The organism is Arthrobacter sp. 754, from assembly GCF_040548695.1.
GTDB lineage: Bacteria > Actinomycetota > Actinomycetes > Actinomycetales > Micrococcaceae > Arthrobacter.
In genome coordinates this window covers 829140-852148 of record NZ_JBEPSC010000002.1, presented here as the reverse complement: position 1 = coordinate 852148, position 23009 = coordinate 829140, and the positions used below count along the sequence as shown (strand labels likewise).

25 protein-coding genes are annotated in these 23009 nt (G+C 66.0%); 8 read left to right on the top strand and 17 right to left on the bottom strand.

Features of this window, described 5'->3' with window-relative positions; translation table 11 throughout:
* Window positions 1–32: 32 nt before the first annotated feature.
* Window positions 33–1412, top strand: a complete 1380-nt coding sequence (locus ABIA70_RS09355) for a M1 family metallopeptidase (RefSeq protein WP_354147300.1) — start codon at window positions 33–35, stop codon at window positions 1410–1412.
* A gap of 7 nt (window positions 1413–1419) precedes the next feature.
* Here ABIA70_RS09355 and ABIA70_RS09350 read toward each other — a convergent pair whose 3' ends face one another.
* The 3 genes from ABIA70_RS09350 to pheS are packed head-to-tail and all read right to left on the bottom strand — an operon-like array spanning window position 1420 to window position 5724.
* Entirely contained in the window at window positions 1420–2103 is a 684-nt protein-coding gene (locus ABIA70_RS09350) for a 4'-phosphopantetheinyl transferase family protein (protein WP_354147299.1), read from the bottom strand.
* A 13-nt stretch (window positions 2104–2116) separates the two neighbouring features.
* On the bottom strand, window positions 2117–4660 hold the full coding sequence (gene pheT / locus ABIA70_RS09345) for a phenylalanine--tRNA ligase subunit beta (RefSeq protein WP_354147298.1): 2544 nt from the start codon (window positions 4658–4660) through the stop codon (window positions 2117–2119).
* A gap of 2 nt (window positions 4661–4662) precedes the next feature.
* Complete coding sequence (gene pheS / locus ABIA70_RS09340) at window positions 4663–5724, bottom strand: phenylalanine--tRNA ligase subunit alpha (RefSeq protein ID WP_354147297.1); 1062 nt, start codon at window positions 5722–5724, stop codon at window positions 4663–4665.
* 275 nt (window positions 5725–5999) lie between these two features.
* Between pheS and ABIA70_RS09335 the strand changes: the two genes are divergently transcribed.
* Genes ABIA70_RS09335 through ABIA70_RS09325 form a run of 3 tightly spaced genes read left to right on the top strand, consistent with a single transcriptional unit; the run spans window position 6000 to window position 8272 of the window.
* Entirely contained in the window at window positions 6000–6446 is a 447-nt protein-coding gene (locus ABIA70_RS09335) for a hypothetical protein (protein WP_354147353.1), read from the top strand.
* A 2-nt stretch (window positions 6447–6448) separates the two neighbouring features.
* Window positions 6449–7093, top strand: coding sequence for an SIMPL domain-containing protein (locus ABIA70_RS09330; protein WP_354147296.1), 645 nt, complete (start codon window positions 6449–6451; stop codon window positions 7091–7093).
* A gap of 51 nt (window positions 7094–7144) precedes the next feature.
* Entirely contained in the window at window positions 7145–8272 is a 1128-nt protein-coding gene (locus tag ABIA70_RS09325; protein WP_354147295.1) for an Rv2578c family radical SAM protein, read from the top strand.
* 75 nt (window positions 8273–8347) lie between these two features.
* On the opposite strand, the gene ABIA70_RS09320 is transcribed toward ABIA70_RS09325, so the two are convergent.
* The gene (locus ABIA70_RS09320; RefSeq protein ID WP_354147294.1) at window positions 8348–8800 is read right to left on the bottom strand and encodes a (deoxy)nucleoside triphosphate pyrophosphohydrolase; all 453 of its coding nucleotides are present in this window, start codon (window positions 8798–8800) and stop codon (window positions 8348–8350) included.
* Between the two features lie 115 nt (window positions 8801–8915).
* Here ABIA70_RS09320 and ABIA70_RS09315 point away from each other — a divergent pair, with 115 nt between their 5' ends.
* On the top strand, window positions 8916–10124 hold the full coding sequence (locus ABIA70_RS09315; RefSeq protein WP_354147293.1) for an MFS transporter: 1209 nt from the start codon (window positions 8916–8918) through the stop codon (window positions 10122–10124).
* 63 nt (window positions 10125–10187) lie between these two features.
* Here ABIA70_RS09315 and ABIA70_RS09310 read toward each other — a convergent pair whose 3' ends face one another.
* Entirely contained in the window at window positions 10188–11159 is a 972-nt protein-coding gene (locus ABIA70_RS09310) for a cation diffusion facilitator family transporter (RefSeq protein ID WP_354147292.1), read from the bottom strand.
* Between the two features lie 223 nt (window positions 11160–11382).
* Here ABIA70_RS09310 and ABIA70_RS09305 point away from each other — a divergent pair, with 223 nt between their 5' ends.
* Window positions 11383–11658 (top strand): GlsB/YeaQ/YmgE family stress response membrane protein, encoded by a 276-nt coding sequence (locus ABIA70_RS09305; protein ID WP_354147291.1) that lies wholly within the window; start codon window positions 11383–11385, stop codon window positions 11656–11658.
* Window positions 11659–11733: 75 nt separating this feature from the next.
* Here ABIA70_RS09305 and ABIA70_RS09300 read toward each other — a convergent pair whose 3' ends face one another.
* From ABIA70_RS09300 to infC, 4 genes are all read right to left on the bottom strand, one after another.
* The gene (locus ABIA70_RS09300; RefSeq protein ID WP_354147290.1) at window positions 11734–12642 is read right to left on the bottom strand and encodes a TrmH family RNA methyltransferase; all 909 of its coding nucleotides are present in this window, start codon (window positions 12640–12642) and stop codon (window positions 11734–11736) included.
* Between the two features lie 52 nt (window positions 12643–12694).
* Window positions 12695–13141: a 50S ribosomal protein L20 gene (gene rplT / locus ABIA70_RS09295; RefSeq protein ID WP_354147289.1), complete on the bottom strand. Its 447-nt coding sequence runs from the start codon at window positions 13139–13141 to the stop codon at window positions 12695–12697.
* Window positions 13142–13259: 118 nt separating this feature from the next.
* On the bottom strand, window positions 13260–13454 hold the full coding sequence (rpmI, locus tag ABIA70_RS09290) for a 50S ribosomal protein L35 (RefSeq protein WP_009358635.1): 195 nt from the start codon (window positions 13452–13454) through the stop codon (window positions 13260–13262).
* A 115-nt stretch (window positions 13455–13569) separates the two neighbouring features.
* Entirely contained in the window at window positions 13570–14703 is a 1134-nt protein-coding gene (infC, locus tag ABIA70_RS09285) for a translation initiation factor IF-3 (protein WP_354147288.1), read from the bottom strand.
* A gap of 384 nt (window positions 14704–15087) precedes the next feature.
* Between infC and ABIA70_RS09280 the strand changes: the two genes are divergently transcribed.
* Window positions 15088–15474: a DUF1844 domain-containing protein gene (locus ABIA70_RS09280; protein WP_354147287.1), complete on the top strand. Its 387-nt coding sequence runs from the start codon at window positions 15088–15090 to the stop codon at window positions 15472–15474.
* A 159-nt stretch (window positions 15475–15633) separates the two neighbouring features.
* On the opposite strand, the gene ABIA70_RS09275 is transcribed toward ABIA70_RS09280, so the two are convergent.
* The 8 genes from ABIA70_RS09275 to ABIA70_RS09240 form a co-directional block, all read right to left on the bottom strand.
* Entirely contained in the window at window positions 15634–16968 is a 1335-nt protein-coding gene (locus tag ABIA70_RS09275; protein ID WP_354147286.1) for an MFS transporter, read from the bottom strand.
* 52 nt (window positions 16969–17020) lie between these two features.
* A complete protein-coding gene (locus tag ABIA70_RS09270; RefSeq protein WP_354147285.1) occupies window positions 17021–17917 on the bottom strand; it encodes an SseB family protein in 897 nt (298 codons plus the stop codon).
* 8 nt (window positions 17918–17925) lie between these two features.
* Window positions 17926–18672 (bottom strand): bifunctional 1-(5-phosphoribosyl)-5-((5-phosphoribosylamino)methylideneamino)imidazole-4-carboxamide isomerase/phosphoribosylanthranilate isomerase PriA, encoded by a 747-nt coding sequence (priA, locus tag ABIA70_RS09265; RefSeq protein WP_354147284.1) that lies wholly within the window; start codon window positions 18670–18672, stop codon window positions 17926–17928.
* Between the two features lie 59 nt (window positions 18673–18731).
* Window positions 18732–18890: a CG2302 family histidine operon protein gene (locus ABIA70_RS09260; RefSeq protein WP_354147283.1), complete on the bottom strand. Its 159-nt coding sequence runs from the start codon at window positions 18888–18890 to the stop codon at window positions 18732–18734.
* On the bottom strand, window positions 18891–19625 hold the full coding sequence (gene hisH / locus ABIA70_RS09255; protein WP_354147282.1) for an imidazole glycerol phosphate synthase subunit HisH: 735 nt from the start codon (window positions 19623–19625) through the stop codon (window positions 18891–18893).
* Window positions 19622–20245, bottom strand: coding sequence for an imidazoleglycerol-phosphate dehydratase HisB (gene hisB, locus ABIA70_RS09250; protein WP_354147281.1), 624 nt, complete (start codon window positions 20243–20245; stop codon window positions 19622–19624). Before hisB ends, hisH begins: the two co-directional genes overlap by 4 nt.
* A 60-nt stretch (window positions 20246–20305) precedes the next feature.
* Entirely contained in the window at window positions 20306–21424 is a 1119-nt protein-coding gene (locus ABIA70_RS09245; protein ID WP_354147280.1) for a histidinol-phosphate transaminase, read from the bottom strand.
* 84 nt (window positions 21425–21508) lie between these two features.
* Window positions 21509–21907, bottom strand: a complete 399-nt coding sequence (locus ABIA70_RS09240) for a LysM peptidoglycan-binding domain-containing protein (RefSeq protein WP_354147279.1) — start codon at window positions 21905–21907, stop codon at window positions 21509–21511.
* Between the two features lie 310 nt (window positions 21908–22217).
* Here ABIA70_RS09240 and lexA point away from each other — a divergent pair, with 310 nt between their 5' ends.
* Window positions 22218–22964: a transcriptional repressor LexA gene (gene lexA / locus ABIA70_RS09235; protein WP_354147278.1), complete on the top strand. Its 747-nt coding sequence runs from the start codon at window positions 22218–22220 to the stop codon at window positions 22962–22964.
* The last annotated feature ends 45 nt before the right edge of the window (window positions 22965–23009 follow it).

The window sequence follows — 23009 nt, the reverse complement described above, 5'->3', positions numbered from 1 at the left end:
CCCGCCATTCCTGCCGATCGAAAGAAAGTCTTATGAGTTCCACCGCACCGAGCCCGAGTACGGCGGCGGGTCCTGCCTTCACGTCGGAGCAAGCGGCAGCAGCACCTGATCCCTACATGCCCGGCCATGGCACGAACGCCTACCGCGTCAGCCGGTACGAGCTGGACCTGGATTACAAGCTCAGCAGCAACCGCCTGAGCGGGAGGGCGGTCCTGCACGCTGTCACGCAGTACCCCACCGCCGCACTGGTGCTGGACCTGGCCGGGCTCCGCGCCACCAAGATCCAGCTCAGCGGCCGGCGGGTGCGCAAGTTCAGCCAGCGCGCCGAACAGCTGGTGATCATCCCTGACTCGCCGCTGCCGGCCGGCGAAGACTTCACCCTGGACATCCGGTACGAAGGCAGCCCGGCTCCCCGACGCGGGCTCTGGGGCGAAGTGGGCTGGGAGGAGCTGACCGACGGCGTCCTGGTGGCCGGCCAGCCCAATGGCGCCGCGTCCTGGTTCCCCTGCAACGACCACCCGGGCGACAAGGCCAGCTACCGGATCAGTGTCACCACCGACGCCAACTACCGGGCCGTCTGCAACGGCGCACTGATCTCCCACAGCAGCCGGGCAAGCCGGGAGACCTGGGTCTACGAACAGGCCGAGCCCATGTCCACCTACCTGGCTACCGTCCAGATCGGCCGCTACGAGCTGCTCACCATCGCCGGCCCACCCATGGAAGGGCGGGTGCCGCAGTTCGCCGCCGTCCCTGCCACGCTGGCCGACACGGCCCGGCTGGGCCTCGCCAGGCAGCCGGAGATGATGCGCACCTTCACCAACTGTTTTGGGCCCTACCCCTTTCCGGAATACACGGCTGTAATCACCGAGGACGAACTTGAGATTCCGCTTGAGGCGCAGACTCTGTCGATCTTTGGCCGGAACCACCTGGATCAGGCCTGGGAGTCCCAGCGGCTCATCGCCCACGAGCTGGCGCACCAGTGGTTCGGGAACTCCCTGACCGCAGCGTCCTGGTCCGATATCTGGCTCCATGAAGGATTCGCCTGCTATGCGGAGTGGATCTGGTCCGAGGAAGCGGGCGTCCTTCCGGTCGCGCAGCGGGCCGCCGCGGCCTGGCGGAAGCTCGCCTCCGGCAGGCAGGACATCACCATCGGCGATCCCGGACCGGAGCTGATGTTCGATGACCGCGTCTACAAGCGCGGGGCCCTGGCCCTCCATGCCCTGCGGCTTCAGTGCGGAGACCTCGCGTTTTTTGCCCTCCTGCAGGACTGGACCGCTGCCAACCGCCACGGCTCGGTCTCCACCGCGGGCTTCATCCTGGCCGTTGACCGGACCACTGGCCTGGACTCAGAGGCACTGCTGCACCCCTGGCTGCACGAGACAGCGCTTCCGCCGCTGCCGGTCCGCCGCTAGCAGCAAATCACAGCGCGAGGCCCGCAACCGCGACGGCGGCCCGAAGGTCCGGCGGGAGGCCCGCCTCCCCCGGCAGCAGGTCCCGGATACCGGCCCGGCAGAGTACGTCCAGGGTTCCGGGGGCGGTGGTGAGCCCGTCGCCCGTCATTTTGAGCCAGGCCTCCTTGCGGGCCCACAGCCGTGCGCGTACCTGCCGCAGGGCCTTTCCGGCGAGGCCGGCAAGGGACGACTGCTCCGCCGGCGTCAGAGCCACCGCGTCGAACCCGTCAAAGCCCAGCCGGGACGGGTCTTCCAGGTCCACTCCAATTTCCACTCCGGAGGGCGGATCCACCACGGCCCCCAGCAGGATCCATCCCGAACTCCGGGACAGGCTCAGCGCCAGAGGCAGCCGTTCTCCCCTCAGCGTGTAGCCGGGCCTGCCGTGGGCAAGCGCGGGGCCCGTTCCGCACCGCGGGCAGCTGAAGTGGGTTGTCAGGTCCGACGCCGGGACGTCTAGAAGCTCTGCGGCGAACCGTCGCAGGGCCAGCCTGCCGGCCACAAAGCCGGCCCGTGGCCCGGGAGCGAGGGCTGCGGCACGTTCCCGCTCAACCGGGTCCAATAAGTCCGGCACGTCCGCCGCCGGGCCCTGCCCTCCCACGGATCCGGGAGGGCAGGCGCGCAGGACCGGAACCGGTGTCCCGGTCCCCGCCATATCTGTCCCGCGATTAGCGCTGGACAGCACCGAAACGCTCGGCGGCCAGGGCCACGGCGCCTGCCCGTGCGGCCGAGGCCTCGTCCGCGGTCAGCGTCCGGTCAGTTGCCCGGAAGCGCAGGCCGAAGGCGAGTGACTTCTTGCCTTCCTCGATGCCCTTGCCCGCGTAGACGTCGAACAGCGCAACGTCTTCCAGCAGCTCGCCGGCTCCTTCGCGAAGCGCCTCCAGGACGTGCGCTGCAGGAACATCCTGCGGCACCACGAGGGCCACATCCTGGGTGGCCACCGGGAACGTGGAGATGTGGCGGGCCACGATGACATCCGCTGCTGCTTCGAAAAGGGCGTCCGCGTTGAACTCCACTGCCACCGAGCGGGCAGGCATGTCGTGCGCTGCCAGGAGCTTGGGGTGCAGCTCGCCGGCGTAACCGATCACCTCGCCGGTGCGCAGTGACAGCTGCGCGGCGCGGCCCGGGTGGAAGGCCTGGTGCGCACCCTGGCTGACCACTACCTCCACGCCCAGGACGTCGCCGGCAAGCGTGGCGATGTCCAGTGCGTCAGCCCAGTCCCACGCGCGGGGAGTGTGGCTCGCAGCGGCGGGGGAATCGTGGCCGGTCAGGACTGCGGCGACGTACAGCGGCTGGTCCGGCACGCCGTCGTACAGTGCATCCAGCACCTCATCGGAGGGCTTGATGCCGAGCGGCGGAATGGAGGCCGTTCCCAGCGTCCCACCGGGCAGGAACACCAGGCCTGACTCAAACAGGGCAAGGTCGCGGAATCCGCGGGAGTGGTTCCGCTTGGCCACCTCGATGAGTCCGGGCAGGATGGACGTCCGCAGGTAGCCCTGCTCCTCACTGATGGGGTTGGCCAGCTTGACCGCGCTCCGTTCAGCGCCCTGGCTGGCAACACCAAACGTGTCGTTGGCGGCCTTGGAGACGAACGGGTAGGCCAGGACCTCGGTCAGCCCGGCGTCCGCGAGCGCCTGGATCAGCCGGCGGCGCTGCTGCTGCACTCGGGTCAGGCCACGTCCCGGCGGGGCCACCGGGAGGGTGGCGGGGATGTTGTCATAGCCCACCAGGCGGGCGATTTCCTCGGAGAGGTCCTCTTTTGTCTCAAGGTCAGTGCGCCAGCTGGGCGCAGTGACCGTCCAGCCGCCGTCGTTCTTCTCCACCGTGGCGCCCAGATCCTCGAGGGAGGTGACGATCTGCTCTTCCGTGAACTCGATGCCGATACGCTGGGCGGCAAATGCCGCAGGCAGGGAGATGGTCACGGCGTCCGGGGAGGTCCCGACGTCGGTCCCTGCCTCGTCAGCGACGCCGCCGGCGAGCTCCACCAGGAGGTCAACAACCCGCTGCGCAGCGATGCCGGCAACGTGCCAGTCGACGCCCCGCTCGAAGCGTTTGGAGGCTTCGGAAGGCAGTTTGTGGCGCCGGCGGGAGCGGCCGATGGATACCTCGTCGAAATGCGCCGCTTCAACCAGGACGGTCGACGTCGAATCGCTCACCTCGGTTGCCGCGCCGCCCATCACACCGGCGATGCCGATCGCACCGGAGCCGTCGGTGATCAGGAGGTCCTCGACGTCGAGCGCGCGTTCCTTGCCGTCAAGGGTGGTGATCTTCTCCCCCGCGACGGCGCGGCGGACCACGATGTCGCCGGACAGCTTGTCCTGGTCGTAGCAGTGCGTGGGCTGGCCGAGTTCCAGCATGACGTAATTGGAAATGTCCACAGGCAGCGAGATGGAGCGGATCCCGGCGAGGCGGAGCCGGGAGGTCATCCACTGCGGTGTGGGCTTCGTGGCGTCCACACCGCGGACGGTGCGGGCCACGAAGCGATCGCAGCCAGGCTTGCCGTAGATGGGCGCGTCGTCGTTGAGCTTGACGCCGTAGCCGCCGGAGAGCTCCGCCGGCGCCTTGACCTTGGCGGCGGGATCCGTGAACGAGGTTCCGGTGGCGTGGGCGTATTCGCGGGCAACGCCGCGGATGGAGAAGGCGTAGCCGCGGTCCGGGGTCACGTTGATCTCGGCGGCTTCGTCATAGAGGCCCAGCAGTTCCATGGCGTCGGTGCCGATTTCCGGGTCCAGCCCGATCCTGGACAGGACCAGGATGCCGTCGTGGTCCTCGCCGATGCCCAGCTCACGCACGGAGGCGATCATGCCGGCGGAGAGGTGGCCGTACGTCTTGCGTGCGGAGATGCGGAAGTCACCGGGCAGCACGGCGCCGGGGAGGGTGACCACCACCTTGTCGCCCTCGACGAAGTTGTGGGCGCCGCAGATGATCCCCTGCACACCGGAGGGGTCGATGCCGTCGCCGGTCAGGGTCTGCTCCCGGCCCTCGGGGACAACCCGGACCTGGCACCAGTTGATGGTCTTGCCGTTGGACTGGGGCTCCTTGACCAGGCTCAGCACCTGGCCCACCACAATCGGACCCTGCAGGGCGTCCGTGGGGCGGTGGACGTCCTCTTCTTCAAAACCAACCTTGACCAGTTCTGCCATGACGTCTTCGGCCGTTGCTCCGGCCGGTACCTCTGCGAATTCACGCAGCCAGGAAATTGGGATACGCACTGTTAGATCTCCATCCCGAAGTGCTCGCTGAAACGTACGTCGCCTTCGATCATGTCGCGCATGTCGCCCACCTCGTTGCGGAACATAAGGGTGCGTTCAATGCCCATGCCGAAAGCAAAACCTGAATAGATGTCGGGGTCGATGCCCGCTGCGCGCAGCACGTTGGGGTTGACCATGCCGCAGCCGCCCCATTCGATCCAGCGCGGGCCGCCCTTGGCACCCGGGTGCCAGATGTCCAGCTCGGCGGACGGCTCGGTGAAGGGGAAGTAATTGGGGCGCAGGCGGATCTGGGCTTCGTCGCCGAACATCTGCCGGGCGAAGTGCTCCAGCGTTCCGCGGAGGTCGGCCATGCTGAGCTTTTTGTCGATGGCCAGGCCTTCGAACTGGTGGAACACCGGGGTGTGGGTAGCGTCGAGTTCATCGGTGCGGAAAACCTTGCCGGGGCACAGGACGTAGATGGGCACTTCACGTTCCAGCATGGATCGGACCTGCACCGGGGAGGTGTGGGTACGCATGAGGAGGTGGGCCTCGGGCGGCTCCACGAAGAAGGTGTCCTGCATTTCGCGGGCCGGGTGATCGGGCTTGAAGTTCAGCGCATCGAAGTTGAACCACTCGGATTCCACCTCGGGTCCTTCGGCAATCTCCCAGCCCATGCCGACAAAGATGTCCGCCACGCGGTCCTGCAGCGTGGACAGCGGGTGGCGGGCGCCTGCCCGACGGCGGCGGGGTGCTGCTGTGACGTCCACAGTTTCTTCCAGCAGGATCCGGGCGTCGTTCTCGGCTTCCAGTTCGGCAGTGCGGTCCGCGAGCGCCTTGTTGACCCTGCCACGGGAGGAACCCATGAGCTTGCCGGCAACGGCTTTCTGGTCCTTCGGCAGGCCACCGATCTCCCGGTTGGCCAGGCTGAGCGGAGACTTCTCGCCGGTATGGGCCAGCCTCACCGCCTTGAGTTCGTCAAGGGAGCCGGCGCCGGCTATGGCGGCGATGGCCTGGTCTACAGCGGCAGTGATGGCGGCTTCATCCGTTGGGTTCGGGATGGCGGCGCCCGGCAAAGTTTCAGACATCTACTGTTCTTAGCTACGAGTCGGGGCTGGTGAATTTCCTCTAGGACCAGGGCGGCCACGAGCGGTTTCCCGGCTGCGCATCCGCCACTGGCAGGTCACGTGAGCGTATCCATGCGGGATGAAGGCACCCGGTGACCAGGTCAGGGCCACTGAACTACCGGCGGCCACTACCGTCCAGTCTAATTGAACGCTCCGGTTAGCATGTCCTCATGACACAACGGCAGCGTCGGGCAGCAGCGCGGTCGGCTGGACTCAGGCGCTTAGCGCCGGGGAAGGTGACGGCAGGACAGCGGGCCAGGCAGATCGCCAACGTGGTCAACGGCACCACCGGCCTGGGCCTGGCAGTTGCCCTGGCAGCCGGAACCGCCGTCAGCCGTGGCCCGCGTGGGCTCATCATTGCCTCCGGTTACCGGTGGCGGCTGCCGTATGCGGGCGCCTTCACCCTGGGCAATGTGGTTCTCTGCCGGATCAGGGCTGAACAGCTCGTCTTGAACGAGGCACTCCTGGGGCACGAGGAAAAGCACTGCAGCCAGTACGCCTGCTGCCTGGGAGTACCGTTCCTTCCGCTGTACTTCCTGGCCGCCGGATGGTCCCTGCTCCGGGCCGGAGATCCTGCGTCGGCTAATTTCTTTGAGCGGCAGGCGGGCCTGGCGGCCGGCGGCTACGCTGACAGGAGGACACCAAGGCCGGCTCCCCGCGATGCCGGCGGAATCGAGGTTTAGCCGTGCCGGACCTGCCCCGCCCCAGGACCATCTCCGTAACGGGAACAGGAACTGCCGAGGCGCCGCCTGACCTGCTGACCATGTCCGTGGGGGTAGAGTGCCGGCGCGACAGCGTGGGCGCCGCGTACTCGCAGGCCGGAACGGCGTCCTCGGCGGTCTCCAGCGCGCTCCGGCGGCACGGGGTGGGTGATGCCGACATCCGGACGTCCGGACTGAACGTGCGGCCCGAGCTCATCTGGCGCGACGGCAAAGGCCAGCGTGTTGCCGGATACGTGGCCTCAAGCGTGCTGACAGTCCGTTTGCGGCAGGTTGCCGCTGCTTCCGCAGTGATCGCGGACGTGGTTGGGGCCGGCGGCGATGACGTACGGCTGAACGGCCTCGAGCTCGGTTTCTCCGATGAGTCGGCAGTGATGGCACTGGCCCGGACCGCTGCCTGGGCGGATGCGGTTGCTGCGGCCGAACAGTTTGCCGCGCTTGCCTCGGCCCGGCTTGGCGCTGTGGTCTCCGTTGCCGAGCGCTCTGATCTGCCCGGTCCCGTCCCCGTTGGGCGGATCCAGCGGGCCGTCGCAACTGAAGCCCTTAGCGTGGAGGCGGGGCAGGCAAGCATCGGCGCCAGCGTCACTGTGGTGTGGGACCTCCTGGAATAAAGTGCGGGCCGGTCCTTGACATTCATTCGAACGTATCTTCGAATAGAGGGCATGAGATGGGATGCACAAGCACTGCTGCCGCCGTCCGCCGAGGGGGCCGGAACCGGACCTGTGCCTGCGCTGCTCCCCCTGGCCGGATTGGTCCGCTCCGTCACCACCCCCGAATTCGCCGGAATCACCTTCCATGAGGTCACCGCCAAATCGGTGCTCAACAAGGTGGTTGCCGGTTCAAAGATGCCGTTCGAGTGGACCGTCAATCCGTACCGGGGCTGCAGCCACGCCTGCGTCTATTGTTTCGCGCGCAAAAGCCACACCTACCTTGACTTCGACGCCGGACTGGATTTCGACAGCCAGGTGGTGGTGAAGGTCAACGCTGCGGAGATCCTCCGGAAAGAGTTGGCCAAGCCGTCCTGGGGCCGCCACCAGGTGGCACTGGGCACCAATACGGATCCCTACCAGCGGGCCGAGGGCCGCTACCAGCTGATGCCCGGCATCATCATGGCGCTGGCCGACTCCGGCACACCGCTGTCCATCCTTACCAAGGGGACGCTCCTTGCCCGGGACATTCCCCTCCTGAAGCGGGCCGCCGCCCAGGTTCCCGTGGGAGTGGGCATCTCGCTGGCCATGACGGACGAGGCCTTGTCAGAGGCCGTGGAGCCGGGAACCCCGGGCCCGCGCGCCAGGCTGAAACTGGTTTCCCGGCTGCGCGATGCCGGACTCCCGTGCGGCGTGATGGCCATGCCCATCCTGCCGTGGCTTTCGGACAGCGACGAAGCACTTGATTCCCTCTTCAGTTCCCTGGCAGCCGCAGGAGCCACCGGCGTCACGGCGGGCGCCCTGTACCTGAAGCCCGGCACCCGGGAATGGTTCATGCAGTGGATTGCCAAAACCCACCCGGAACTCGCCGGCCGCTACCGGCGCCTCTACGGGACCGGATCATATGCGTCCAAGGAGTACCGCACTTGGCTTGCCGCAAAAGTGCGGTACTACAAGCAACGGCACGGCTTCTCCGGTTCCCACGGCTTCAGCCACCGTGACCTCGAGGACGATCCCCGCGGCGAGGAAGCCCAGTACCCCGCCGGAAGCCTGCCCAATTCCTGGACGGGTGACTCCAGCGCAGCCGGGGTGGCCCCGGGCCATCCGGCGGAAGCGCTCCGCCAGCAGCCAACACTTTTCTGAACTGCGTGCCTGGGCTGCGCCGGTCAGGCATTACGGGGCGTCAGCGGCCGCGGGCTTCCTGCCGCGCTTGCCGGCTCAAAGCCTCCGGGACGTCAGCGCCTCAGCGCTGATGGAGCGCAGCAGCGCCTGAACGATGGGGAAATCGGCAGGGATCCAAGGAAGGTCCAGCACGGCGGCATGGTCAGCCAGCCCGACCCAGCGCAGTTCGTCATGGTCCTCAAGGGGATGGGGTTCCCCCTCGGTGATCTCGGCCAGCCAGACCCGCATGGCTGCTTTTGCATTCAGCGGCCACCCTGCCGCCGTTTCACCCGGGAGCTCGGCTCCGAGGCTGACCCCGATCCCCAGCTCCTCCCGGAGCTCCCGGTGGAGGGCGGCCACCGGGGCTTCGCCGGGCTCCACCTTTCCACCGGGAAATTCCCACATGCCGGCGAACTGCTCGGGGGCACTGCGGCGGGCCACCAGCATCCGGGCGGGCTCCGTCAGGGAATCCACCACGGCGCCGCCCACTACCTGTATCAGTCCAGTCACCGCATCATTCTATGGGGCCGTCGGTCCGGCGGCGCAGGTGCCCGTCGGGCGCGGGCCGACGCATGAGGGAGAATTTCATGGAGGAGATCTTCCCGAATCTTTGAAAAGCAGGCACATGAGCAGCGTTGTTGAAACTCCCGTCCGTCCCAAAACAAGCAAGCCGAATGTAGCGGCCGCTATTTTCGCGCTGGCGATGGGCGGCGTCGGAATCGGTGTCACGGAGTTCACCATGATGGGTCTGCTCAAAGAGGTGGAGCAGGGACTCAACATCAGTACTCCCGAGGCGGGTCATCTCATCTCCGCGTACGCACTGGGCGTGGTGGTGGGTGCGCCCCTGCTCGCCGCCGTTGGAGCCAGGCTGCCGCGAAAGCACCTGGCGCTGGGGCTGATGCTCTTCTTTACGCTGGCAAACCTGCTGTCCTACATTGCCCCTGACTACGGGATGATGCTCGTTTCCCGATTTGCGGCCGGACTGCCGCACGGCGCATTCTTCGGCGTCGCGGCGGTGATCGCGGCATCCCTGGTTCCTCCTACCCGGCGCGGCTGGGCCATCTCGATGGTGATGGCCGGTCTGTCGGTCTCCAACGTCATTGGTGTCCCCGTGGCCACGTGGGTAGGCCAAACCTTCGGCTGGCGGCTGCTTTTCCTGCTCGTTGGCGGCATCGGCCTGCTGACACTCTTCCTGCTGTGGAGGTTTGTCCCTTTCCAGGCAGCTCATCCGGACGCCAGCATCCGCCGCGAACTCGGTGCGCTCAGGCGCGTCCAGGTGTGGCTTGCCATCCTGATCGGCGTCGTGGGCTTTGGCGGCTTCTTCGCCACTTACACGTACATTGCACACACCATGACCCTGGTGGCAGGAATCCCGTCCGGGTTGCTGCCCGTTGTGGTGGCGCTCTACGGGCTGGGCATGGTGGCCGGGACGGTCATCGGCGGGAGACTGGCCGACAGGTCGGTGATGGGGACGTTGTATTGGGTACTGCCCGGGATCGCCGTTGCCCTCGTGGTTTACGCTGTTGCCGCCCACTGGCCGTGGTCGGCCCTGGTGATGGTCTTTGTGGTGGGGGCATCCGGCTCCCTGCTGATCCCCGCACTGCAGACGCGGCTCCTGGATGCCTCACCGGACGCTCCGTCCCTTGCCTCTTCACTGAACCATGCAGCGCTCAACGTTGCCAACGCCCTGGGTGCCTTCCTGGGCGGTGTGGTGATCGCCTGGGGCTGGGGCTTCGTGGCACCCGCGCTGGTGGGCGCCGTGCTGGCCATCCTCGGGCTCGCCGTCGCCGTAGTCAGCGGCCTCCTCGAACGCAGGAAGCCGCTGGCCACCTGATCCGGGATCAAAATGCCAACGGCTTCACAAGGGAGCGGCAATTGCCCTCACCTGCCCTGCAGGTCAGGGCTGTACGTCCTGCGGCCCCGCATCTGCGGTAACCTGCCCGCTGCGCTGCGCATCTTCGCGGTGCAGGTCGGGTTCGAGATAGATCACCTGGGCAATCGGTACCGCCGTCCGGATCCTGACCTCCGCTTCGTCGATGGCGGCGGCGATATCGCGGCCGGAGTCTGCGGCGCCGACGGAAATCTTTGCTGCCACCAGCAGTTCCTCGGGTCCGAGGTGGAGGGTCTTGAGGTGGATGATGCGGTTGGTGCCCCCGGCCTCGATCGCGTCACTGATCTTCGCCACGTCATCGCGGGTGGCTGACTCGCCGAGCAGCAGGGACTTGGTTTCGATGGCCAGCACCACTGCGATAGCCACGAGCAGAAGGCCAATCATGCCGGTTCCCAGTGCATCCCAGATGCCGTCGCCGGTGATGAGCGTCAGCCCGACCCCAATCAGTGCGAACATCAGGCCAAGAAGTGCCCCGAGGTCCTCCAGCAGGATCACCGGTAGTTCAGGCTGCTTGGCGGTTCGCACGAAACTTACCCAGCCCTGCTTGCCGCGGACGTGGTTGGATTCGATGATTGCTGTCCGGAAGGAGAAGGACTCGGCCACAATGGCGCCGACCAGCACGGCAAGCGGAACCCACCAGAAGTCCCCCTCGATGGCGTGCGGGTGCTGCAGTTTCTGCCACGATTCGAAGAGGGCGAAGAGCCCGCCCACGCTGAAGAGCACAATGGAGACGATGAATGCGTAAATATAGCGTTCACGGCCATAGCCGAACGGGTGCTCCGCACTAGCCTCTTTCCGGGCCCGCTTGCCGCCGATCAAAAGCAGCAGTTGGTTGCCGGAGTCGGCAAGGGAGTGAATTGCCTCCGCCAGCATGGACGAAGACGCCGTCAGGATAAATGCAACGAATTTGAGGACGGCGATCGTCAGGTTTGCGGCGAGGGCCGCAACGATCGCCTTGGTACCGCCATTTGCAGCCATGGAGGCTTCTCCTCTTCAGGGTTGGAAGAACCAGCATTCAGGGTTAGAAGAACCAGTAGGAATAATCGCGGCACGGGCAGGGGCGCCGCCCATGAATACCGTACCTTTTCGGGCGCTGGGCACGCACGTCCGACAGGCCTCAAGCCTGCTGACAACGGGGAGGCCGTGTGTTAGCTTGAACACAATCGGGACAATTAATCCCGACGAATATGAAGGAGGAGACATGGGTTTTCTTGCTTGGATTATTCTCGGCCTCATAGTGGGGGCCATCGTCAAGGCCGTCATGCCCGGCAGGGTGGGCGGCGGCTGGGTCACCAGCCTCGTCCTTGGCGTTGTTGGTGCTATCGTCGGCGGCTGGATTGGCAGCCTCCTGTTTGGCAGGGGCGTTGAGTCCTTCTTCGATCTGGGTACCTGGATCCTGGCGATCGTCGGCGGCCTGCTCGTTGCCGGCATCTATGGCGCCATCGCCGGACGCAGCAAGACCACACGCGCACCCTGATTCCCGGCATCTCACCTACTCATACAGCAAGGGCCCCGGAGCTTCATCCGGGGCCCTGCCTTTTAATAACCGAGGCTAGCTGCCGGCCTCGCTTTTGCTTTGAGCCCGGGCGCTGGCGTAGAGGCACACTGTCGCAGCTGTCCCGAGGTTGAGGCTCTCCGCCGCTCCGTAGACGGGCACCGCCACCCGGTGATCGGCCAGGGCCAGTTCTTCCTCCGAGAGCCCTTGGGCTTCGTTTCCGAACAGCCAGACAGTGGGCCTCTCCAGCCCGTAGACCGATTCGATGCCGGAGCCGGCCGTCCTGCGGGCGGCATTTTCATCCTGGAGGGTGTCCAGGTTCAGATCCCCGTAACCGTCGGCCGCCAACACCCCGATGCCGCGGGCGCGGCAGGCCGCGGCCACTGCGGCAACGTCCGCGCCGAGGACAACGGGCAGGTGGAAGATGGATCCGACGGTGGAACGGACCGCTTTGGGGTTGTAGATGTCCACGCTTGATCCTGTCAGCACCACCGCGTCGGCCCCGGCCGCATCGGCGGCCCGCAGCACGGTTCCGGCATTCCCGGGGTCCCGGACCTGGCACAGGACGGCAATCAGGCGGGGTCCGGCGTCGAGCACTTCTTCAAGGCCGACGTCCAGGAACCGGCAAACAGCGAGAATGCCCTGCGGGGTGACGGTATCCCCCATCGCGGCGAGTACTTCGTCAGTGGCGATGTAGGCGGGGGTGCCCTCCGCCAGCTCTTCAAATTCGGGGTACCGGTCCAGGCAGGACTCGCTCGCATATACCTCTTCGACGATGCCCTGCTCCCCTGCCGCCAGCCGCTTCCGGTGCAGCGTAAGCGCTTCGCGCACAGCTTGGGGGCCTTCGGCCATAAACTGTTCCCGCTTTAAACGGGCCGGGCGCCCGGCAAGCTGTGCCACCTTCCTCACCCGATCAGCTCGGGGGTTGGACAGTGAATCATCTTGCGGGCGCCCGGTTTCGTTCATACAAGAACCTTAGTGGCTGGAGCCACCGGAGCTTGAACGGACGAACAGAGAACTACTTGGCAGCCACTTCAGCGGCCGGCTTTGCAGCCTTCGCCTTGGGTGCCTTGGGAGCCGCAGCCTGGACAGCCGGAGCGGACGTGTCGGCGGGCAGGGAGTCCTTGGCAATCTTGACCAGGGCAGCGAATGCGTTGGCATCCGAAACAGCCAGCTCTGCGAGCATGCGGCGGTCAACCTCGACCTCAGCGGCCTTCAGGCCCTGGATCAGGCGGTTGTAGGTCAGGCCGTTGGCGCGCGATGCAGCGTTGATGCGCTGGATCCACAGGCGGCGGAAGTCGCCCTTTTTCTTCTTGCGGTCGCCGTAGCTGTACACAAACGAGTGCAGCAGCTGCTCTTTGGCCTTGCGGTACAGGCGTGAACGCTGTCCACGGTAGCCCTTGGCGCGCTCAAGGATAACCCGGCGCTTCTTGTGGGCGTTGACCGCCCTCTTCACACGTGCCACGTGCGTACTCCTTCGAAAATCTGATCCCAAGCATCTACTGCCGGAACAACCGGCTGGCTTGAGAAGCCTTTTTGGTAGTTGACTGCTGCCAGGTGGCATCAGTCAGAGAACTTGGAACTTAGATGCCGAGCATCTTCCGGATGACCTTTGCGTCACCCTTGAAGACAATCTTGTCGCCGGCGAGACGGCGGGTCAGCCTGGAGGACTTGTGCTCCAGGTAATGGCGGCGGTTGGCCTGCTGGCGGCGCAGCTTGCCGCTGCCGGTCAGCTTGAAGCGCTTCTTAGCACCACTGTGGGTCTTCATCTTCGGCATGGGAACCGATCTCCTTACGTGTCCACAGACATTGTCTGCAGTTCTTTCGAGCAGCCACCCCTGCAGGCGGCGTGCTGGTTGCGTACTGCGGGAGGACAACTCCAACAGTTTCGAACTAGGTGGTCTTCTTGCCAGCGGGCTTCGGGGCTGCCTTGGGGGCAGGCCTGGCAGCAGGCTTCGGAGCCGCCGGCCGGGCTACCGGCTTGGGCATCGGGACCGGAGGCCTCGGAGCAGCCGGAGCCGGTGCAGCTGCCGGTGTGGCAGCCTCCGCGGCTTCCGCAGGCTTCGCGGCTTCCGCGGGCTTCGCTGATTCCGCGGGCCTGGCGGCAGCGGGCGCCTTCGCAGCGGCTGCCGGGGCAGCCTTCGGAGCCTCACGCCTGGGGGCGGCGGCCTTCGGAGCCGTCTTGGGCGCCGTCTGCCTGGGGGCTGCCTGCCTGGGAGCCGTCGGAGCGGCGGCTTCCTTCACTGGCTCGGCTTTGGCGGAAGCTTCCGGGACGGCCGCAACGGGCGTCTCAGCCTTTGCCGCCGGCTCTTCAGTCTCCGGTGCCTGGTTTGCTTCGGTCCCGGTTTCCGGTGCTTCGGGCTCCGTTGCCGGGGCCTCGGCTTCCGGCTCCGTGGTGATGGCGAAACCTTCGGGGAGAAGATCAGCCAGCGACTGCGTGAACGGTGCCTGGTCGTCGCCGGAGACGTCGACCCGGCCGCCGCCTGTTGCCTTGGCTTCGTTCTGCGCCTTGGCCTCTGCACGCTGCGTCGCGCGGCGTGCTTCAGCCTTGGCTTCAGCCTTGTTCTTCAGCGGGCCCACCACCATGACCATGTTGCGGCCATCGATCCGCGGGCTGGACTCGACCACGCCCACCTCGGCGACGTCGTCGGCGAAGCGCTGAAGAAGGCGGATGCCCATTTCAGGACGCTGCTGCTCACGGCCGCGGAACTGGATCATGGCCTTGACCTTGTCACCGGCGCCGAGGAAGCGCAGGGCATGGCCGCGCTTGGTCTCGTAGTCATGGGTGTCGATCTTCAGGCGGAAGCGGATTTCCTTCAGAACAGTGTTGGTCTGGTTCTTCCGGGCTTCACGTGCCTTGACTGCAGCCTCGTACTTGTACTTGCCGAAGTCCATCAGCTTGCACACCGGAGGCTTGGCCTGCGGCGCAACTTCAACGAGATCAAGATCGGATTCGGCAGCCAAACGCAGGGCATCATCAATACGGACGATTCCTACCTGTTCACCTGCAGGGCCGACCAGCCGCACCTCGGGGACGCGGATACGCTCATTGATTCTTGGCTCGCTAATGTTAAAGCTCCTGTGATTGATGTGGTATTCCACCGGCAAATAGAGAAGGCCCCCAATTGCCGGAGCAATCGAAGGCCTCGAAGATCGGATGCACACTCCTCCGAAGAGGCTGTGCGCATTACCCCCGGCGCAACGCCGCAGGAAATGCCCGACCAGGTACCCGGCAACCTTGCTTCCGGCGGAATTTCTTCCTGGAAAACGGCTGACGCGGGTGGGAGAGATCTCCGCTTGCAAACTGCATGCCATTCTACAGAAAAAATCCCGCTCAGCGCAGCTTGGCGCCGGAGGGACCTAACACAGCAAAATAACGACATCCAGTCGGTCTGTGACAAGCTTACCAGTATGAGCACTCCAGACAGTAATTCGCACGTTTTTGAGGCCGCCGATGCCAAGGAGGACGTGTCCCGGCAAATCCGGGACATCTCTGAGGTTCCGGCGATCGAGGTCATCACCACGGCAGCCGTTCACCTCATGAGCGCCGCCGCCGTGAAGCTCGGCCTTGCCGCCGAGGACAACGCCGAGGAACTCAAGGACCTGGACGAGGCCCGCAAGCTCATTACGGCCCTGGCCGGCCTGGTGACCTCAGCGGCGCCCGAAATCGGCTCCCAGCACGCCGGTCCGTTGCGCGATGGCCTGCGTTCACTCCAGCTTGCCTTCCGCGAAGAGTCCATCATTCCGGACGCCCCCGGCAAGGGCCCGGGCGAGAAATACACCGGCGCCGTCAACTAGGCGCCGCCTGTAAAAACTACTCAAGAAGTACGACGGCGGCGGCGGACCACAGGGTCCGCCGCCGCCGCCGTCGTTCGCTAAGACAGCCGTTGGTCAGGGGTGCCGTTCTGTCAGGCGGTGGTAAACGCCCGCATCCGCACGGTTCAGGTGCCTGTCGGTTCAGGTGCCTGTCGGTTCGGCCGCCGCACGGCGGCGTAGGCGGTACTGGAGCAGCAGGCCCAGCAGGGACAGCACCACTCCGGCGGCTCCCACGGCGGCAAATCCGCCGGCAGGGCCCACGATGTCGATAAAGACTCCGGCCAGGGGTGCGCCAAGCGCCACACCGCTGGTCAGCGCGGAACCGTACCAGCCCATGGCCTCGCCGCGCCTTTCCTCGGGCACAAGCTCTGCAACCTTCTCGGAGGCTGCGGAGAGGACCGGGGCACACAGCAGTCCCGGCAGGACGGACACCAACGCAAGCGTCCAGGTGTCCTGCGTGAAGCCCATCGGAATGGTCAGGGCTGCCATCCCCAGCAGCAGGATGAGGGGCGAGACGGGGCGATGCATGGCGCCGTAAAGGAGACCGCCCACCACTGATGCAGCACACCAGAAGAGGAAGACAATCCCGATTTCGCTTTGCCGCCCGCCCGTTTCCAACGCGGCGACGATCCCTACATCGCTGCCGCTCAGAACCATGCCGGCGCCTGCCGCGACAGCAAATATAGCCGCGACGGCGGCAGTGAACCAGGCGAAATTGTGGACTACCTTGCCCCGCAGGCCCGCTCGCCCGGTCGTGGCGGGGCCCGTCCCGGCCGGAACCACCTCTGCCACCGCTTCCGGAAGGTGGGAAGGGGCAGCTGCGACGAGCGCAGCTTCGGCTGCGTAGCGCTGGTCCGCGGCCTCCGCCACCTTCCCGCCGGCGTGCGGCTCGACAGCGCTGCGCGTGGGCGGGTTGAACCACATCAGGAACAGCCCCGCCAGGGAAGTGGATACGCCCACGACAGTGAGTCCGGCGACGGTGAAGCCGCTCGTTGCCGCAACGGCTCCGGCCGCGGGACCGATCATGAAGACCACTTCGGTGGTGATGGCATCGAGGGCGAACGCGGTGCGCCGCTGGTTGCCGGCAGCAAGGACACCCAGGGACTGCCTCACCACGCTGAAGATGGGCAGCGTGAGCAGTCCGCCCACGAACACCAGCGGCAACAGCCACTCATAGGACACATGCGGCACAACAGACCAGATGATGGTTTCGGACACAACCGACGGGATCAGCGCCCTGCGCAGGCCCACGGTGTCCACCCGCCGGCCGCGCCAGGGGGCACCCAGCGCAATGCCGATGGTCATCACCGCCGCAGCGGCGCCGGCCGCGGCGTACCCCTGGCCCAGGGTGAGGACTATGTGCAGGGTGAGGAGAACACCGGCCGCCGAGTGCGGGATGCGGGCGATCATGCCCACCAGAAGCAGGCGCCGGATGCGCGGTACGGCCAGCAGCTCCCGGTAAAGAGCGAAGTTCACAAGAATCCTTTGGTCTGCCGCGGCAGCCCGGGATCTCCGTGCCTGCCGTCAGCTACTGCGACGCGCGCCGCAACTTGATTTCCAGTGAGTCAACGCGCTCTCCAAACAATACATTCCGGGACCACTCCTGTTGGAGGCCGGACACGAGTTCCTGGACAGCGGAGGCATCGAGCCCGTCCGCAAGGTAGAGCACCACCTGGAGCTCAGGTCCGGCCCCTCCCCCGGCAAGCTCCGCTCCGGTGCCCGTTACGGCTGCGACCCCGGAACCAGGGAGCAGCGAGATGCTGCGGACCGCCGGGAACGCTGCGGTTGCCGCGGTCATTTCGGCGGCCAACGCGGCATCCGCGTATGACGGAACCCAGGGCTGCTGCTGGGCCAGCGCCCAGAGGGCCGGCCGGCGGACCACCAGGGTGATGTCCGAGCCGGGATCAAGGACCATGAGTTCCGCCTGCTCAGACACGGCCGAAAGGGCAGCCCTGGCGGCATAAACCGCCACGGGACGGGCCTCAGGATGCCACGCCGCCAGCGCCCTGGCAGAAGTAAAGGCGGGCATGGCAGTCCTGCCGTCGGCCGCCTTCAGCATCACCAGGGCCATGTCTGCCTGCTTGTCGGCCGTGAGTCCGTCAACGCCGGCGGCCTCGGCTCCGAGCTGGGCGATGATGGGGATGAAGACGCGGCTGGTGGCCAGCGACGCCACCACCGCGGCCTCGTCGCCAGTGCCCCCGACCAGGGCCGCGACGGCGGCGAGGTATCCGGCGTCGGCCGCGCCGTCGTCGTCCTCGAAGTTGTGGATCTTCGCGTCGTCCCCGGCGAGGCTGCGCCCTTCCCAGGGCCGGCCTGCCGAGTCCGTGGGGCCGCCTGCGCCCGCCAGGGCGGCGGCAATGTGTCCGGGGAGGTTGCGTGGAGCCGGTGTGCCGCCGGGGGCCTGTCCGTTACTCGTGGTGTCCACGGATCCGGCTAGCGGCGTCCGGCGACGTCGAGTGCTTCGGGCAGGGTGAACGCGCCGGCGTACAAGGCCTTGCCCACGATTGCTCCCTCGACCCCCAACGGCACTAGCGATCGAAGGACCTTCAGGTCGTCCAGGCTGGAGATGCCGCCGGACGCCACGACGGGCTTGCCCGTCTTTTCCACCATCCGGCGCAGCAGTTCCACGTTCGGGCCCTGAAGCGTGCCGTCCTTGGTGACGTCCGTGACGACGTAGCGGGCACAGCCTGCCTCTTCAAGCCGGCCAAGGACCTCCCAGAGGTCCCCGCCCTCCTTGGTCCAGCCGCGGCCTGCCAAGGTAGTTCCGCGGACGTCGAGTCCGACGGCGATTTTGTCGCCGAAGCGTTCGATGGCGCGCCGGGTCCAGTCGGGGTTTTCCAGGGCCGCCGTGCCAAGGTTGACCCTGGCCACCCCGAGGTCCAGGGCCGCTTCCAGCGAGTCGTCGTCCCTGAGCCCGCCGGAGAGCTCCACCTTGATGTCCAGCCGGCCCACTACTTCCCGCAGCAGTTCTGCGTTGGAACCACGGCCGAACGCAGCGTCCAGGTCCACCAGGTGAACCCATTCCGCGCCCTGCTTCTGCCAGTTCAGTGCAGCCTCCAGCGGGGTGCCGTAGCTGGTCTCGCTGCCGGCCTCCCCCTGGACAAGCCGGACGGCCTGGCCATTGACGACGTCGACGGCGGGCAGCAGTTCAAGAACCGGCAGATCGGTTGCGCTGGTCATCTCAAATCCTCTTCGGTTTGGTGTTGCTGGGCGGGGCTAAAGGTGGTTCGTCATGTTGTTCAGTTGCCTGGCAGCGTCAGCAGGTAGGCAGCCAGCAAGGACATTGCGGCAAGGGCGTAGAAGCTGACCTGGGTCCACAGCGGCTTACGCTGCTGCCGGAAAGACAGCGCGCCGCCCACCAGGAGGCCGGCGAGGCCCATGAGGACAATCGACCACATCTAGGCAGCGCCGTCCGCGGGCTTCGGCTTGCGAAGGCCGTCCACCCAGTTGCGCAGCAGCCTGGCCCCCGCGTCCCCGGACTTCTCCGGGTGGAACTGGGTGGCGCAGAGCGGCCCGTTTTCCACAGCAGCGATGAAGCGGGCACCGTGTTCGGACCAGGTCACCAGCGGCGCGGTCATCCGGGGCTGGATCACGTCGAAGTCCCATTCCTGGACGCCGTAGGAGTGCACGAAGTAAAAGCGCTCGTCCTCCACACCTGCGAACAGCTTGGACCCGGCGGGGACGTCCACCGTGTTCCAGCCCATGTGCGGCACCACGTCGGCGGGAAGCAGCTCCACCTTCCCTGGCCACTCCCCCATGCCTTCGGCTTCGGTCCCGTGTTCGACGCCGGCCTCGAACAGCACCTGCAGACCGACGCAAATCGCCAGGACGGGGCGGCCCCCGGCCACGCGCCGGCCGATCAGGCGAATGCCGTCCACGGCTTTGAGCTCGCGCATCACGGTCTCGAAGGCGCCAACGCCGGGCACAACGAGCCCGTCGGCATTGAGGACGTCTTCGGGTTTGGAACTCAGGAGCACCTCGGCGCCGGCCCGCTCCAGGGCGCGCACGGCTGAACGGACATTCCCGGAACCGTAGTCGAGCACCGTGACCGTGGGCTTTCCTTCGGGCGACACGGGCTTCATGCCGGTTGCCGGATCGATCACGGCGCCGTCCCGAAGGATCTGGCCGGTCACAGGGCGCCCTTGGTGGAAGGAATGCCCTCCACGCGGGGATCCGGTTCCACGGCAGCGCGCAGTGCGCGGGCAAAAGCCTTGAACTGGGCCTCGACGATGTGGTGGGGGTCCCGGCCGGCAATGACGTTCATGTGCAGGCAGATGCCGGCGTGCAAGGTGATGGCTTCAAAGACATGGCGGGTCAAGGAACCGGTAAAGTGGCCGCCGATCAGGTGGTACTCCTGCCCTGCCGGCTCGCCGCCGTGGACCAGGTAGGGGCGGCCCGAGACGTCGACGACGGCGTGGGCGAGTGCTTCGTCGAGGGGAACCGTGGCCTCGCCGAACCTGCGGATGCCCGCCTTGTTGCCAAGGGCGGTGCGCAGGACCTCACCGAACGTGATGGCGACGTCCTCCACCGTGTGGTGGACATCGATGTGGGTGTCACCGGTTGCCTTGACTGTCATGTCTATCAGCGAGTGCTTGCACAGCGCCGTCAGCATGTGGTCGTAGAAAGGGACTGACGTGTCGATGTCTGAGACGCCGGTGCCGTCAAGGTTGATCTCCACGAGCACTGACGATTCACTGGTGGCGCGCTCCATGCGTGCGGTCCGTGCGGCAGCATTCGATCCGGTGGAAGTCATGGTGATATGTCCTTTAAGGGAAGTCAGAGGTGCGGCACCCGAGGCGCCGGTAGTTCAAGTTTAGGCGGGGAGCCTGGACTGGCTGGCCAGGATGGCTTCCAGCGAGGTCAGGAACGCTGTGGTCTCAGTCTCAGTTCCCGCCGTGACACGCAGATGGCCGGGGATTCCGACGTCGCGGACCAGTACCCCGGCATCCAGCAGCTCCTGCCAGACCTCGTGCGGCCTGTCCAGCCCGCCGAAGAAGACGTAGTTCGAATCCGAGGCTGCGGGCTTGAGGCCCATCCGGGTCAGTTCCGTTACGATGCGGTCCCGCTGCGCCTTGATGTCCTGGACGTCGGCCATGAGGGCGGTCCGGTGCCGGAGGGCCGCCAGGCCTGTCGCCTGGGTTATGGCGGAGAGGTGGTACGGCAGCCGGACCAGGCGCAGGGCGTCCGTCACTTCGGGCGCCGCTGCCATGTAGCCCAGGCGGGCACCCGCGAGGGCAAAAGCCTTACTCATGGTGCGTGACACAATGAGGCGCTCCCTTCCGGGAAGCAAGGTCAGGGCGCTGGGCGTCCCGTCGTGGGCGAACTCGTGGTACGCCTCGTCAACGATCACAATGGTCTGGCTGGCCTCGCCTGCGGCATAGACCGCCTCGACTACATCCAGTCCCAGACCCGTGCCCGTGGGATTGTTTGGCGAGCAAAGGAACACGATGTTCGGCTGCAGCTCCTTGACCTGCAGTGCTGCCGATTCTGCGCTCAGCCCGTAGTCCCCTGCACGCTGCCCGATGATGTACCCGGTATCGGTGCCACTGGCCAGGAGGGGGTACATGGAATACGTGGGCGGGAATCCCAGAGCCGTGCGTCCGGGCCCGCCAAAAGCCTGGAGTATCTGCTGCAGGACCTCATTGGACCCGTTGGCTGCCCAGATGTTGGTGGCGTCAAGGCCATGGCCAAGGTACTCGGCCAGCGCTTCGCGGAGTTCGGTGAATTCACGGTCCGGGTACCGGTTGAGCCCTGCTGCCGCTTCGGTAACAGCCGCGCTGATTGCGGCGCGGACGTCCGCCGGGACGCCATGGGTGTTCTCGTTGACGTTCAGCAGGATGGGGACATCCAGTTGCGGGGCACCGTACGGTGTCAGTCCACGGAGATTGGTCCGGAGGGGAAGTCGGTTCAGACGCTCTAACTGGTCATTCACCTGAACAGTTTAGTGCCGACGAAGACACCCGAAAAATATGACGGGCCGGAGGGGCTGCGCATACCCTTTTGGCTGCCCCGAAGCCTACTTGGCGGGCACGAAGAGCTGCTGGCCCGGCACCACGCCGCCGGCCGGGAGGTTGTTCAGCTGAACAATATCGGCGATGACATCACGGGGATCCCTCTCGGGTGCTACCGCGCCGGCGATGGCCCAGAGTGACTGGCCCGCCTGAACCGTGACAGACACCGTGGGAGTTACCGAGAGATCCGCTGCCGAATCCGCTGCCTTGGCCGGGGCATTAAGGAATCCTGCCAGCGACAGCAGGACCGCAGCCAGGATGACCAGCGGGATGCCAATCAGGACGATCCGGCCGCGCCTGGTCAGACGCAGTGGCTGGGCCTTGGTGCGCTCAGGACCCGCCGTGAGGTGCTGGACGGAAACGAACTGCGGACGGGAGTCGTGTGAAGCGGATGTAGCTGACATGAAATTAGCCCTCCTGGACCATACTGTGCTGCCCGGTGCGCCCTGTGCGTCCGCCTGCGATATCCGATCCCGGGGCCTACTGCCCCGGTTTCGAACGCTGCCTGCGACGAGTAGAACACATATTCGAACTTTGCTTCCCTAGTTTTAGCACTTATCAACGAACATTGTCGAGACTCGCTAGAACAGATGTTTGAAAAAGCAATGTGGCTGGCCTACGTTTGGATCAAAGAACAACCACCTCAGTAGTTGATCAGCAGGGTCTGACAATTAATCCGGACAGCACCCGGGCAACCGAAAGGCATTGGCGAACATGGCAGCACCAGCCGCCGAGGGCAAGGCGAACCCCCAGGGCCGCCAGCCCCAGAGGACCCCGAAGGGGCTCACTGCCCGTCAAAAGAAGATTCTCGAAACCATCCAGCGCTCGGTCAATGACAACGGTTACCCTCCGTCCATGCGGGAGATCGGTGACACCGTAGGGCTGGCCAGCCTTTCCAGCGTCACGCACCAGCTCTCGCAGCTCGAAAAGCTGGGATACCTCCGCCGGGATCCGAAGCGCCCCCGCGCGATGGAAGTCCTGATGCCCCTCACGCTGGACGGCGGATCCACGAAACCGAGCGGGTCGGGCAAACCTGCGCTGATGCACAATATCGGCGGGACGGTGACGGAACTTCCCACCGCGATGGACACGGCAATGGTGCCGCTCGTCGGCCGGATCGCAGCCGGCGGGCCGATCCTTGCCGATCAGGTGGTGGAGGATGTCATGCCCCTGCCGCGCCAGCTCGTGGGCCAGGGGGAACTGTTCATGCTGCGGGTGGCCGGCGACTCCATGGTGGACGCCGCCATTTGCGACGGCGACTGGGTGGTGGTCCGCCGGCAGGCCGACGCCGTCAATGGCGATATCGTGGCGGCGCTCCTGGACGACGAAGCAACCGTGAAGACCTTCCGCCAGCGCGATGGCCACACCTGGCTGTTGCCCCAGAACACCCAGTACGAGCCCATCCTCGGGGACCACGCCACCATCATGGGAAAGGTTGTCTCGGTCCTGCGGTCACTGTAGTTCGTTTGGCGTAAAAGCAACGCGGAGTCACTTAGTGCCTCTCGG

Bases quoted from the DNA above. Each gene is read 5' to 3' on its own strand.
- ABIA70_RS09355 (WP_354147300.1), top strand. From the start codon at position 33: ATGAGTTCCACCGCACCGAGCCCGAGTACGGCGGCGGGTCCTGCCTTC.
- ABIA70_RS09315 (WP_354147293.1), top strand. From the start codon at position 8,916: ATGAGCAGCGTTGTTGAAACTCCCGTCCGTCCCAAAACAAGCAAGCCG.
- priA (WP_354147284.1), bottom strand. From the start codon at position 18,672: ATGACCAGCGCAACCGATCTGCCGGTTCTTGAACTGCTGCCCGCCGTC.
- hisB (WP_354147281.1), bottom strand. From the start codon at position 20,245: ATGACTTCCACCGGATCGAATGCTGCCGCACGGACCGCACGCATGGAG.
- rpmI (WP_009358635.1), bottom strand. From the start codon at position 13,454: ATGCCGAAGATGAAGACCCACAGTGGTGCTAAGAAGCGCTTCAAGCTG.
- pheS (WP_354147297.1), bottom strand. From the start codon at position 5,724: ATGTCTGAAACTTTGCCGGGCGCCGCCATCCCGAACCCAACGGATGAA.
- ABIA70_RS09300 (WP_354147290.1), bottom strand. From the start codon at position 12,642: ATGAACGAAACCGGGCGCCCGCAAGATGATTCACTGTCCAACCCCCGA.
- ABIA70_RS09325 (WP_354147295.1), top strand. From the start codon at position 7,145: ATGAGATGGGATGCACAAGCACTGCTGCCGCCGTCCGCCGAGGGGGCC.
- ABIA70_RS09240 (WP_354147279.1), bottom strand. From the start codon at position 21,907: ATGTCAGCTACATCCGCTTCACACGACTCCCGTCCGCAGTTCGTTTCC.
- ABIA70_RS09260 (WP_354147283.1), bottom strand. From the start codon at position 18,890: ATGTGGTCGATTGTCCTCATGGGCCTCGCCGGCCTCCTGGTGGGCGGC.
- ABIA70_RS09310 (WP_354147292.1), bottom strand. From the start codon at position 11,159: ATGGCTGCAAATGGCGGTACCAAGGCGATCGTTGCGGCCCTCGCCGCA.
- lexA (WP_354147278.1), top strand. From the start codon at position 22,218: ATGGCAGCACCAGCCGCCGAGGGCAAGGCGAACCCCCAGGGCCGCCAG.
- ABIA70_RS09280 (WP_354147287.1), top strand. From the start codon at position 15,088: ATGAGCACTCCAGACAGTAATTCGCACGTTTTTGAGGCCGCCGATGCC.
- ABIA70_RS09350 (WP_354147299.1), bottom strand. From the start codon at position 2,103: ATGGCGGGGACCGGGACACCGGTTCCGGTCCTGCGCGCCTGCCCTCCC.
- ABIA70_RS09305 (WP_354147291.1), top strand. From the start codon at position 11,383: ATGGGTTTTCTTGCTTGGATTATTCTCGGCCTCATAGTGGGGGCCATC.